The organism is Bacillus sp. BSL6 (assembly GCF_052928345.1).
This window is the reverse complement of record NZ_JAVGCW010000005.1, coordinates 411,745-424,784: the sequence shown is the minus strand read 5'-3', so window position 1 is coordinate 424,784 and position 13,040 is coordinate 411,745. Positions and strand designations below refer to the sequence as shown.

Annotated in this window: 10 protein-coding genes; 9 read left to right on the top strand and 1 reads right to left on the bottom strand. The window is 33.2% G+C overall.

From position 1 onward, the window contains the following. Nucleotides 1–17: 17 nt before the first annotated feature. On the bottom strand, nt 18–620 hold the full coding sequence (locus RCJ96_RS18930) for a TetR/AcrR family transcriptional regulator (RefSeq protein ID WP_002036855.1): 603 nt from the start codon (nt 618–620) through the stop codon (nt 18–20). A 155-nt stretch (nt 621–775) separates the two neighbouring features. Between RCJ96_RS18930 and RCJ96_RS18925 the strand changes: the two genes are divergently transcribed. The 9 genes from RCJ96_RS18925 to RCJ96_RS18885 all read left to right on the top strand — a co-directional run bounded on the left by RCJ96_RS18925 (nt 776) and on the right by RCJ96_RS18885 (nt 12,956). Further along, the gene (locus tag RCJ96_RS18925; protein WP_000626600.1) at nt 776–1,669 is read left to right on the top strand and encodes an ABC transporter ATP-binding protein; all 894 of its coding nucleotides are present in this window, start codon (nt 776–778) and stop codon (nt 1,667–1,669) included. Continuing rightward, on the top strand, nt 1,662–2,468 hold the full coding sequence (locus RCJ96_RS18920) for an ABC transporter permease subunit (protein ID WP_074609091.1): 807 nt from the start codon (nt 1,662–1,664) through the stop codon (nt 2,466–2,468). Before RCJ96_RS18925 ends, RCJ96_RS18920 begins: the two co-directional genes overlap by 8 nt. A gap of 290 nt (nt 2,469–2,758) precedes the next feature. Continuing rightward, nucleotides 2,759–3,292, top strand: a complete 534-nt coding sequence (locus RCJ96_RS18915; protein ID WP_074609093.1) for a sigma-70 family RNA polymerase sigma factor — start codon at nt 2,759–2,761, stop codon at nt 3,290–3,292. A gap of 12 nt (nt 3,293–3,304) precedes the next feature. Next, nucleotides 3,305–4,303, top strand: coding sequence for an anti-sigma factor (locus tag RCJ96_RS18910; RefSeq protein ID WP_074609095.1), 999 nt, complete (start codon nt 3,305–3,307; stop codon nt 4,301–4,303). A 17-nt stretch (nt 4,304–4,320) separates the two neighbouring features. Next, complete coding sequence (locus RCJ96_RS18905; RefSeq protein WP_074609097.1) at nt 4,321–5,358, top strand: LCP family protein; 1,038 nt, start codon at nt 4,321–4,323, stop codon at nt 5,356–5,358. 205 nt (nt 5,359–5,563) lie between these two features. Next, the gene (locus RCJ96_RS18900) at nt 5,564–6,826 is read left to right on the top strand and encodes a dicarboxylate/amino acid:cation symporter (RefSeq protein ID WP_074609099.1); all 1,263 of its coding nucleotides are present in this window, start codon (nt 5,564–5,566) and stop codon (nt 6,824–6,826) included. A gap of 347 nt (nt 6,827–7,173) precedes the next feature. Next, nucleotides 7,174–8,886 carry a peptide ABC transporter substrate-binding protein gene (locus tag RCJ96_RS18895; RefSeq protein WP_446699830.1) on the top strand — a complete coding sequence of 571 codons (1,713 nt, stop codon included), beginning with the start codon at nt 7,174–7,176 and terminating at the stop codon, nt 8,884–8,886. A gap of 376 nt (nt 8,887–9,262) precedes the next feature. Continuing rightward, nucleotides 9,263–10,969, top strand: a complete 1,707-nt coding sequence (locus RCJ96_RS18890) for a peptide ABC transporter substrate-binding protein (protein WP_074609101.1) — start codon at nt 9,263–9,265, stop codon at nt 10,967–10,969. A gap of 280 nt (nt 10,970–11,249) precedes the next feature. After that, nucleotides 11,250–12,956 carry a peptide ABC transporter substrate-binding protein gene (locus tag RCJ96_RS18885; RefSeq protein WP_074609103.1) on the top strand — a complete coding sequence of 569 codons (1,707 nt, stop codon included), beginning with the start codon at nt 11,250–11,252 and terminating at the stop codon, nt 12,954–12,956. Nucleotides 12,957–13,040 lie beyond the last annotated feature (84 nt).

Below are 13,040 nucleotides of genomic sequence, written 5' to 3'. Positions count from 1 at the left end.
ACGAATTTCGTGTCTTTTTATTTTTGTGGAACAGAAAGACCATAGAAAAACATAGTGACAATATCTTGAATATGTTTTTCACGATCCCCTTCAAGAAGCTGTGCCCCGAAATCATCACCTAATTTAGTAAACATTTGAATGTAAAGTAACATCATTTCTTTAGTAAGATGAGGATTAATTTCATTATTGCGCTGCGCTCGTTCTAATATTTCTAAATACCATGGCAGTATTTTTTCATTTTGATAACTATAAATAAACTCTCGGAGAATTTCGTCTCTTTGCATCATTTGTAGCAACATATCAGGTTGAAATAACCCGCCAGTATTCATTTTTCGTACAATCATTTTTTGCATCATGTCATGGAAAGGTAATTTTTCTTCAGCAAGTTCTTTATAATATTGAAATTCACATATAATAAATTCTTGTATAAGTTCTCTAAATAACGCATCTTTACTTCCAAAATGATTATAAATGGTAACTTGAGAAACGTTTGCTTCTTTTGCGATATGTTCTATTTTTACTTCATTAAATCCACGTTCTGAAAATAATAAGAAAGCTGCCTCTTTAATAGCGCGTTTTTTCTTTTCTTTCACTTTTTCAAAGCCATTCAATACAATCACCTCAATAAAAATATACAGGAAAATATAGGTGAAAACAATATTTTTGAAATATGGACATATAAATATTTCAAAAAGTTGTTGCGAATATGGAAGAGGAGGAGTACAATAATTTTGAAATATCATACATTAAATATTTCAAAAAATGAGGTGGATTTATGATTTCAGTTCAAAATGTCACAAAACAATTTTCGAACGGAAAAGGCTTGTTTCATATTACATTTGATGTAAAAGAAGGAGAAGTGTTCGGTTACTTAGGACCGAATGGTGCAGGTAAATCAACGACGATTCGTAATTTAATGGGATTTATAAAACCGACATCTGGAAAATCTTCAATTTTTGGATTGGATTGTTGGAAGGAAGCAGCGAAAATTCAAAGGGAAGTTGGTTATTTGCCGGGTGAAATTTCTTTTATTGAAGGAATGAACGGATTAGAATTTCTGAAGTTAATGCAAGGAATGCGTGGGCTAAAGGATACGAAAAGACGAGATGAACTAATAGAACGTCTGCAATTTGATGTGAAAACACCAATTCGCAAAATGTCTAAAGGAATGAAACAAAAAGTAGGAATTGTTGCTGCATTTATGCACGATCCGGAAGTGTTAATTTTAGATGAACCGACTTCAGGACTCGATCCGCTTATGCAGCAAGTATTTATAGATTTAATAGTAGAGGAAAAGCAAAGGGGAAAAACGATTCTTATGTCTTCACATATTTTCACTGAGATTGAGCGTACATGTGACCGAGTAGCGATTATTAAAGATGGGCGCCTTGTAACGGTTGAAAATATTCATGATTTACAAGGGATGAGACGACAAGTGATAGATGTAACCGTATCATCAGAGGAAGAGATTGATTCTCTTACAAAATGTAATTTGCAATTTGAAGCGGTAAAAGGTAGAGAGGCATCGATTATTGTACAAGGAAACTATCAAACTGTTTTACAAATACTTTCAAACTATAATGTAACGGCACTTCAAACGAGAGCAATGGATTTAGAACATTTATTTATGCATTATTACGATAAGAAAGAAGGGGTAAAGCATGAATAAGCAATTGTTTTTAGCTAGTTTGAAAGAGACGCAAAAAAGTATTTTGAGTTACGCAACTGGTGCAGCTCTATATTTATGGTTGTTAATTTGGATATTCCCTTCAATGGTATCAGCGAAAGGTTTAAATGAATTAATAAGCGCTATGCCTGATAGTGTGAAAAAAATTGTTGGCATGGAAAGTCCGATTCAAAATGTAATGGATTTTTTAGCTGGTGAGTACTATAGTCTATTGTTTATTATCATATTAACAATTTTTTGCGTTACAGTTGCAACACATTTAATTGCGCGGCATGTAGATAAAGGGGCGATGGCATATTTATTAGCGACACCTGTATCTAGAGTGAAAATTGCAATCACGCAAGCCGCTGTTCTCATATTAGGACTACTAATCATTGTAGTTGTTACGTATGTAGCGGGCATAGTAGGTGCGGAATGGTTTTTACAAGATAATAATTTAAATAAAGAATTATTCCTGAAGATAAATATAGTCGGAGGGCTCATATTTTTAATCGTTAGTGCTTATTCATTTTTCTTTTCTTGTATATGTAATGACGAAAGAAAGGCACTTAGTTATTCAGCAAGTTTAACTATTTTATTTTTTGTACTAAATATGGTAGGGAAATTAAGTGATAAGTTAGAGTGGATGAAAAGTCTATCGTTATTTACACTGTTTCGTCCAAAAGAAATTGCGGAAGGAACGTATAATATATGGCCGGTAAGTATAGGTTTAGCTGCGGGAGCGCTTTGTATTTTTATAGTAGCGATTGTATTGTTTAAGAAGAGAGATTTACCGTTGTAGGGTAGAAAGTCCACTATATGAGTGGACTTTTTTTGATAAGGAGGAAACGAATGAGTTGCAGCTATATGTAAATGATGTAGAAAAGTCATTATTGTTTTATAAAAAATAATTGCTTTAAAGTTGTCGATCCAAATGGATATCTCCTCAGAGTTACGTATAAAAAAAGGTAAACATGAAAAATGTTTACCTTTTTTATGGAAATATTCAAAAAAATGAACCTTTTTCTAGGCTCATACGTCTAATACATGTAAAGTTAAATTTGAAGCGAGGATGAAACAGGAGGAGCAATTGTGAAAGTAATCCCTTTATATAAAATGATTGTAAAAGAAGAAACTGATGTTTCTTTAGCGAAAAAAGGTGATCATGAAGCGTTTATGGCGCTTATACATACGGAAAAAGTGAAGATGTATCGCATTGCAAAGGCTATGTTACGTGATGAGACAAATATAGAGGATGCGATACAAACAACAATTTTAAAAGCCTATGAAAATATAAAAAAATTAAAGAAGGAAGAGTTTTTTCAAACTTGGTTAATTCGAATTTTAATGAATGAATGTAATAACATTATTAGAACGTATAAAAAGATAATTGTGACAGAAGAGAATGATTACAATATGAGTGCGTGCGATCAGTATGAAGATATAGATTTGTGTAATGCGATTCAATCGTTACATGAAGAGTTAAGAGCTGTTACGGTACTTTATTATTATGAAGATATGAATCAAGAGAGTATAGCGAAGCTTTTAGAAATACCAAAAGGAACAGTGAAATCGAGATTGGCACGTGCGAGGGAACAACTACAGAAACGATTAAAGATGGAATAGGAGGTGCAAAGGATGGCTGATGACAAATTATTTGATGAGAAATTAAAAAAGAGAATAAAAGAAGAGAGTGTTATAGTGCCACCAGAGTTAAATGAAAAGATTAATCGTACACTACATAATCTCCCGGTAAAAAAGAAAGGTTACAGAGTTTATATGATGGCTATAAGTGCTGCGGTTCTAGCACTTTCAATTGTGTCTATGTCGGAGTTTTCTGATCAAATTTTTGCTCAAAACGGCGGAGTGTTTGAATATGTAAAGAAAAAGGCATTTTCTGATTACGAAAATGAAGAGGAAATAAAAGCGAATGCAAATTATCCAGATAAAGAAAAGATTCATGAAAAGATGCTAGATTCCATTGATCATTTTAATAATATTTCAGGACAATTTGAGGAATATTCTAGTTCGTCAAGAATTGCTACAACATACAAATATGCGATTGATACGGAGCAACAAAGAGGAATCTCTTCAAAAGAAGACAAGCTAACGAAAAAACGAACCATTATATATAACGAAGGCAAGAAAAAAGAATTTGATGATGAGAAGTATACGTACAAAGAAACAAAATGGAGCCCGAAAGAAAGAAACTATGAACTATTAAAATTAAATCCTACGGAAAGGTTATTGAGAAAATCAGGTGAGAAAAAAAGATATGATGATGAATATGTGGGATTCGCGAAGTATAGTATTCAATCCGAATTTGCTGATCTATTAATCCGATATAAAGATTGGAATTATAAAGAAACGAAGTATCTTGGACTTGATTGCTACAAAATAGAAGGGACAATAAATATAGAAATGCCTGTAAGTACATCTGAAGATTTAAGAGGGAAATTTGAAATGGTTGTAGAGAAAAATACAGGGATTATGCTAAAATTCCTTAGTTTCCACGAAGGTATGATTCAATATTCGATTACAACAGAATGGATACAAATAAACAAAGGATTGAAAGAGAATACATTTCAAAAGGATAGAGCTAAGTATGAAAAAGTGAAAAATATATTAGATGAATAGAAAACGGAGGAAACAATATGGAGAATCATTCTTCTTCAAGAGAACAGAAAAATAAACGAAAATATAAAAAGACAACGATAATAAGTGTATTGTTAGCAATATTACTATTTTGCGGATTTGGATATGGTACTTACGTATATAAGAAAACTTCTAATCTCGTACAAAAATCAAATGTTAATTTAGTACGTGGTGAAAAATCAAATTTACGTGAGGAAACTGTAAAACCGATTACGAATAATGTTTCACTTTTAATTATGGGAATTGATGAAAATCAAGAACGACAAAAGGAGTATAATGGTGCATTTCATACAGATGCACTACTGTTAGCTACTTTTAATAAAGATGATAAGACTGTGAAATTAACGAGTATACCACGTGATACATACACATATGTTCCGGTTGAAAAGAAAAAAGATAAAATAACGCATGCATATGGAAGTGGTTTCGTTAAAAATGGTAAAGATGGAGGGCCGCAAGCTTCAGTGGAAGCGGTAGAAAAGTTATTACAAGTGCCTGTTGATTATTTTGTAAAGTTTAATTTTAATTCATTTACTAAAATTGTTGATGGATTAGATGGGATTGAAGTAGATGTCCCAGTTGAATTTACGGAGCAAAATAGTAAAGATGAACCTGACGCGATCCATTTGAAAAAAGGACTACAAAAATTAACAGGGGAAGAGGCACTTGCCTTAGCAAGAACGCGTCATATTGATAGTGATGCAATGAGAGGACAGCGCCAACAACTTGTTATGGAAGCGATTTTAAGTAAATTAAAAAGTGTAGGATCGATTACGAAGCTAGAAAAAATAGTTGAGGCGGTTGATGGTGATTTTAAAACAAATTTAGCAATGGATGATATTTTATCTTTTTATAAATACGGTTTAAATAGTTCAGTTGAAAAAATACAATTAGCTGGTGATGATTTATATTTACCTAATGGTCCAAATGGGCAACGTGTATATTATTATAATCCTAATAAAAAAGATTTGCAGAGTTTGAGTAATATGCTTAGAACACATTTAGGATTAAGTGAAAAGCAGATTGAGGAGAATTAAAGCAGATGTAATGTCTGCTTTTTTATTACGTTAAATAGTATGTCGTTTATATAGAAATGTTATATACTATTTTCAAAATAAACATAATAGTGTAACATAAAGTTATAGTTTAAGTTACATAACAGGGGGGCTATTACATAGAATATATCATTAGCAATTATTGAAATAGTATGGGAGAAATGAAAGAAACAGGGGAGTATTAAAAATGAGAATTGTAAAAAATTTAACATTCCAAGTTATTGTGGCCATTATTTGTGGTATTGCAGTAGGAGCAATTTGGCCGAGTGTTGGACAAGAGATGAAGCCAATTGGTGAAACGTTCATCAATATGATTAAAATGGTTATTGCACCAATTATCTTTTTAACAATTGTGCTTGGTATTGCAAGTATGGGAAGTATGAAAAAGGTAGGTCGTGTTGGTGGAAAGGCACTATTATATTTTGAAATTGTTACAACAGCGGCTTTAATAATTGGTATCATTGTAGCGAATGTTGTGCGTCCAGGAGACGGATTAGACCCTTCAAAACTAAAGGGCGGAGATGTTTCACAATATGTACAAAGCGGGCAAGAAATGAAATGGATGGATTTCTTTTTACATATTGTGCCGTCTAACATGTTTGAAGCATTTGCAAAAGGTGATATTTTACAAGTGTTATTTTTCTCTATTTTATTTGGCGCAGGGTTAACGATGTTAGGGAAAAATGGACAGCCGGTAATCGACTTTTTTGAAAGATTATCGAAAGTATTTTTTAACATTTTATCAATTGTAATGAAATTAGCACCGGTTGGAGCATTCGGTGGAATGGCATTTACAATTGGAAAATATGGTTTAAGTACACTTATTCCACTTGGTAAATTAATGATTTGTGTATATGCAACAATGGCATTATTTGTTTTTATTGTTTTAAATTTCATTTGTAAATTTTATAAATTTAGTTTGTGGAAATATTTAGCGCATATTAAAGAAGAATTACTTATTGTTCTTGGGACATCATCATCAGAATCAGTATTACCGCGAATGATGACAAAGATGGAAGACTTCGGATGTTCGAAGCCGGTAGTAGGTTTAGTCATTCCGACGGGGTACTCTTTTAATTTAGATGGAACAACAATTTATTTATCGATGGCCACTATATTTTTAGCGCAAGTCTTTCACGTCGATCTTTCACTAGGTCAACAATTAACGATAATAGCTATTTTGTTAGTTACATCTAAAGGAGCAGCCGCAGTAACAGGTGGAGGCTTTATTGTACTAGCGTCTACTTTATCTGTGATGAATGTTATTCCGTTAGAAGGGTTAGCACTATTACTTGGTGTAGATCGTTTCATGTCAGAAGCACGTGCTATCGTTAATTTAATTGGTAACGGTATTGCGACTGTAGTAGTTGCAAAAAGTGAAAATGAATTTGATAACGAGAAGTATATGAAAGTAGTAGAGGAAATGAAAAGAGAAAAAATGGCCGGGTAAAAAGTCAGCTTTGCTGACTTTTTTATTTTTGTAGAAAAGAGGTTTGTTATGATATACATTATTTATTAACAATACTTTACAGGCGTTTTATAGTGGAAGGATATAAAGACTATTAAATCAATACATAAGATTCAATAAGATATAGTGTTTCGAAAGATTATGGAATTTTTATGAATATTACTGTAATAAAATAATTTTTTAAAAATTTTCAATAATAACACTTTACAAAACTCAAAAAATTAGTAGAATAATAGTTAATAAGAATCTTCTGATAAATATATAAAGAAAAACAGAATTATCAGAAAATTCTTAAATGAGAGCGTTTAGAATTAGGGAGGGTACAGAAAGTGAAAAAGAAAAAAATGAAAAAACTAACAGCAGTTGTAGCACCAGTTTTAGCAATGAGTATGGCATTAACAGCATGTTCTACATCAGGTGGAGATAAGAAGACAAGCACAAATTCTAGCTCAGGCGGAGATAGCAAATCAGAAGAAAAATTAGCAGCGAAACAAGTACTAAATCGTACTGAAACAAATGAGATTCCAACAATGGATACTTCTAAAAATACAGATACATTAGGTTCTCAAATTTTAGGGAACACGATGGAAGGTTTATATCGATTAGATAAAGATAACAAACCAATCCCAGCTGCGGCAGAATCAAGCACGAAGAGTGAGGAGGGTAAAAAATATACATTCAAATTACGTAAAGATGCAAAATGGTCAAATGGTGATCCTGTAACAGCGAAAGATTTCGTATATGCTTGGCAACGTCTATTAGATCCAAAAACAGCTGCTGAGTATGCATTTATCGCATTCCCAATTAAAAATGCAGAAGCTGTTAATAAAGGTGAAAAACCTGTAACGGAACTAGGAGTAAAGGCAGTAGACGACCTTACTTTAGAAGTTGAATTAGAACAAGCAGTACCATACTTCTTAAACTTAGTAGCATTCCCATCGTACTATCCGTTAAATGAGAAATTTGTAACAGAAAAAGGGGATAAATTCGGTTTAGAGTCTGATACGACAGTATATAACGGACCGTTCGTTCTTACTGATTGGAAGCATGAGCAAGGCTGGAAACTAAAGAAAAACGATCAATATTGGGATAAAAAGACTGTAAAACTAGACGAAATTAACTATAGTGTAGTAAAAGAAGTAGCGACAAGAGTAAACTTATATGATACAAATGCAATTGATTTTGCACTTCTATCGGGTGAATTCGTTGATAAGTATAGAAACAATAAAGAAGAGTTTGGCACATACTCACAAGTAAGTACTTACTTCTTACGTATGAACCAAAAACGTGGCGGGCAAGATACACCGTTAAAGAGCCAGAAATTACGTGAAGCTATCGCACTTTCAATCGATAAGAAAAATCTATCAAACGTTATTCTAAATGATGGATCTAAACCTGCGGACTTCTTAGTACCGAAAGGATTAGCAACTGGACCAGACGGTAAAGACTTCCAAGAAACATTTAAAAATGGTATTAAACCAGATGCGAAAAAAGCAGCAGCTGCATGGGATGAAGCGAAAAAAGAGCTTGGAAAAGACCAAGTTACAATTGAGCTATTAAACTATGACACTGGTAATGCGAAAAAAGTTGGGGAATATGTAAAAGATCAAATTGAGAAAAACTTAAAAGGTGTAACTGTTAATATTAAACTTCAACCATTCAAACAAAAACTGAAATTAGAAACAGAGCAAGATTATGATTTATCATATGCTGGTTGGGGACCTGACTACGCTGACCCAATGACATTCTTAGATATGTTCCAGTCTAATCATTCTCATAACCAAATGAGCTTCGCTGATCCGAAGTATGATGATATGATCAAAAAAGCTGGCGGAGAATTAATGGGTGACGCGAAGAAACGTTGGGAAGAGCTAGGAAAAGCTGAGAAATTACTTCTTGAGCAAGATGTAGCGCTTGTACCTTTATACCAACGTGGTGATGCATACGTTCAAAAACCAAACGCAAAAGGCATCGTTCACCATAACATTAGCCCAGAGTATAGCTTCAAGTGGGCGTACATGACTGAAAAAGATGGAAAATAATTTTTAAGTAGTGAGGCTATATTTAAGTGGATGTATATAGGTTTCTTAGCTTATTTTGTAGTGAGAATCTCATTGTCCACAATAGAAAGATAAAATGATAGAGCATTCTAAAAGTAGACTATTTACTTTTGGAATGCTCTTTTATTATGAGAATACATGCGAATAAATAGATAGATGTAGGAAAGAACTTGTATCGTGATAATTGTAAAGAATACTCGTTACTATTACAAAAAAATAATTTTTAGAATATTTTAAAAATAACTTTACAAAACCGGAAAAATTAGTAGAATATTAATTAATAAGAATTTTCTGATAACTAGTTATTAGAAAATCTCTCAAAAATAGTTTCGTACATATAATTGGGGAGGGTACAAAAATGAAGAAAAAGATGAAAAAGTTCACGGCGGTTGTAGCGCCAGTTTTAGCGATGAGTATGGCGTTGACAGCTTGTTCTGGATCTGGTGGGGAGAAGAAATCAACTACGACGTCTAGCGGTGGTGGGGAAGAGAAAAAATCTGAAATTAAATACGCAGCGAAACAAGTGTTAAATCGTACAGAGAATCAAGAGATTCCGACGATGGATGTTTCGAAATCTACTGATACATTAGGTTCTCAAATTTTAGGGAACACAATGGAAGGTTTATATCGATTAGATAAAGATAATAAGCCAATCCCAGCTGCAGCAGAATCTAGTACGAAAAGCGAGGATGGCAAAAAATATACATTTAAACTACGTAAAGATGCAAAATGGTCAAACGGTGAGCCTGTAACAGCGAAAGATTTCGTATACGCATGGCAGCGTTTACTTGATAAAAATACAGCGGCAGAATATGCGTTTATCGCTTACTATATTAAAAACGCAGAGGCGATTAATAAAGGTGAAAAGCCACTAACAGATTTAGGGGCAAAAGCGGTAGATGATTATACGCTAGAAGTAGAATTAGAAAAACCAGTGCCATATTTCTTGAATTTAATGGCATTCCCATCGTACTATCCTTTAAATGAAAAGTTCGTAAAAGAAAAAGGAGATAAGTTCGGTTTAGAAGCAGATACAACGTTGTATAACGGACCGTTCGTTATGGCTTCATGGAAACATGAACAAGGATGGCAGCTAAAGAAAAATGATAAGTACTGGGATAATAAAACTGTGAAATTAGAAGAAATTAACTATAGTGTAGTAAAAGAAGTTGCGACGAAAGTAAACTTATATGATACAGGATCAATTGATTTCACACTATTATCAGGGGAGTTCGTTGATAAATATAAATCGAATAAAGAAGAGTATGGTGAATATTCAGAAGCAAGTACATTCTTCTTACGTTTAAATCAAAAACGTAACGGACAAGATACACCGTTAAAGAGCAAAAAACTACGTGAAGCAATCGCATTATCAATTGATAAAAAAGGTTTAGCAAACGTTATTTTAAATAACGGTTCAAAAGCAACAGATCAATTAGTACCAAAAGGGCTTGCGACAGGACCAGACGGTAAAGATTACCAAGATACATTTAAAAATGGTTTGAAATATGATCCGAAAAAAGGAGCAGCAGCTTGGGAAGCAGCGAAAAAAGAACTTGGAAAAGATCAAGTGACAATTGAATTACTAAGCTATGATGATGGAACAGCGAAAAAAATTGCTGACTACTTTAAAGATCAAATTGAGAAAAATTTAAAAGGTGTAACGGTTAATACGAAAATTCAGCCGTTCAAACAAAAACTAAAATTAGAATCAGCACAAGATTATGAAATTTCATTTGCTGGTTGGAGCCCAGATTATTCGGATCCAATGACATTTATTGATATGTTCGAATCGAAGAGCCCATATAACCAAATGAGTTATTCGAATCCGAAATATGATGAAATGGTGAAAAAAGCAGGTAATGAGTTAATGTCTGATGCGAAGAAACGTTGGGAAACGTTAGGTAAAGCAGAAAAATTATTACTTGAAGAAGATGCAGGGATGGTACCTTTATATCAAACAGGTAGAGCATATGTAATGAAACCGAATGTAAAAGGAATTGTGAAACATAACATTAGTCCAGAGTATAGCTTTAAGTGGGCTTATGTAACGGAAGGCAAATAATAAAAAGGAGCGTGTTAAAAGATAATTACCTTTAACACGCTCTTTTTCTATTAAATTAAATAGAGAAGAATAAGAAAAGTGGTACTGACATATAGTAGATGGGGGAGAATTCGTATAGTAGTAATAGTAAAATACTTAGTTACTATAAAAATAAAATAAGTGAAACTTCAAAAATGAGGATAATTAACAGGATGTTAATTAGTGAAAAGGTATTAATAACTAAGTTCATAGAACATCTCTCAAAGTTAGTTTCGTACATATAATTGGGGAGGGTACAAAAATGAAGAAAAAGATGAAAAAGTTTACGGCGGTTGTAGCACCAGTTTTAGTGATGAGTATGGCGTTAACAGCGTGTTCTGGATCTTCTGGTGGGGAGAAGAAACCGACTACAACGTCTAATAATGGTGGAGAAGAGAAGAAATCTGATATTAAATATGCGGCAAAGCAAGTGCTAAATCGTACAGAAACGAATGAAATTCCGACGATGGATACTTCAAAAAATACAGATACACTTGGCTCACAAATTTTAGGGAATACAATGGAAGGTTTATATCGATTAGATAAAGATAATAAGCCAATCCCAGCTGTAGCGGAATCTAGCACAAAAAGCGAGGATGGCAAAAAATATACATTTAAATTACGGAAAGATGCAAAATGGTCAAATGGTGATCCTGTAACAGCGAAAGATTTCGTATTTGCATGGCAACGTCTAGTAGATCCAAAAACAGCTGCTGAGTATGCATTTATTGCTTACTATCTTAAAAATGCAGAAGCGATTAATCAAGGAAAAGGAGAAGTTTCGACATTAGGTGTAAAAGCGGTAGATGATTATACGCTTGAAGTAGAACTAGAAAGACCTGTACCATATTTCTTGAACTTAATGGCATTTGCGTCATACTATCCATTAAATGAAAAGTTCGTAAAAGAAAAAGGAAATAAATTCGGTTTAGAGTCTGATACAACACTGTATAATGGTCCATTTGTGCTTACAGACTGGAAACATGAGCAAGGCTGGAAATTAAAGAAAAATGATCAATATTGGGATAAAAAGACTGTAAAACTAGATGAAATCAACTATAGTGTAGTAAAAGAAGTAGCTACAAGAGTAAACTTATTTGATACAGGTGCAATTGATTTCGCACTATTATCAGGTGAATTCGTGGATAAGTATAGAAACAATAAAGAAGAGTTTGGGGCCTATTCGGAAACAAGTACGTTTTACTTACGTCTAAATCAAAAACGTGGTGGGCAAGATACACCTCTAAAGAGTAAAAAATTACGTGAAGCAATCGCATTATCAATTGATAAGAAAGCTTTAACGAATGTCATTTTAAATGATGGTTCAAAACCAGTCGATTACTTAGTACCAAAAGGTTTAGCAAGTGGACCAGACGGTAAAGATTTCGCAGAAACGTTCAAGAATGGTTTAAAACAAGATTCTAAAAAGGCAGCAGCAGCATGGGAAGAAGCGAAAAAAGAACTTGGAAAAGATCAAGTAACAATTGAACTGTTAAATTATGATACTGGTAATGCGAAAAAAGTTGGGGAGTATGTAAAAGATCAAGTTGAAAAGAATTTGAAAGGCGTGACAGTAAATATTAAGTTGCAACCATTTAAACAAAAACTAAAATTAGAATCAGACCAAGATTATGATTTTTCATATGGTGGCTGGAATCCAGATTATGCGGATCCAATGACATATCTTGATATGTTTGAAACAAAAAATTCGCAAAACCAGATGAGCTACTCAAATTCAAAATATGATGACATTATTACTAAAAGTAAGACAGAATGGATGGCTGATGCAAAAAAACGTTGGACAGAGTTAGGTAAGGCAGAGAAATTATTACTTGAGGAAGATGTAGCGCTCGTACCTTTATATCAAAGTGCTAAATCATATGTTATGAAACCGAATGTAAAGGGAATTGTGAAACATAATATTAGTCCGGAATATAGCTTTAAATGGGCGTATATTGAAGAGAAATAAAAAAGAGAAGAGCATTTTCAAGTTGCGGTATCGCACTTGGGAATGCTTTTTTATGTGCACTAATTATGGATGGGTGAATATATG

Excerpts from the sequence above, each read along its gene's own strand:
- RCJ96_RS18925 (WP_000626600.1), top strand. The coding sequence starts at position 776 with ATGATTTCAGTTCAAAATGTCACAAAACAATTTTCGAACGGAAAAGGC.
- RCJ96_RS18920 (WP_074609091.1), top strand. The coding sequence starts at position 1,662 with ATGAATAAGCAATTGTTTTTAGCTAGTTTGAAAGAGACGCAAAAAAGT.
- RCJ96_RS18910 (WP_074609095.1), top strand. The coding sequence starts at position 3,305 with ATGGCTGATGACAAATTATTTGATGAGAAATTAAAAAAGAGAATAAAA.
- RCJ96_RS18905 (WP_074609097.1), top strand. The coding sequence starts at position 4,321 with ATGGAGAATCATTCTTCTTCAAGAGAACAGAAAAATAAACGAAAATAT.
- RCJ96_RS18900 (WP_074609099.1), top strand. The coding sequence starts at position 5,564 with ATGAGAATTGTAAAAAATTTAACATTCCAAGTTATTGTGGCCATTATT.
- RCJ96_RS18890 (WP_074609101.1), top strand. The coding sequence starts at position 9,263 with ATGAAGAAAAAGATGAAAAAGTTCACGGCGGTTGTAGCGCCAGTTTTA.
- RCJ96_RS18885 (WP_074609103.1), top strand. The coding sequence starts at position 11,250 with ATGAAGAAAAAGATGAAAAAGTTTACGGCGGTTGTAGCACCAGTTTTA.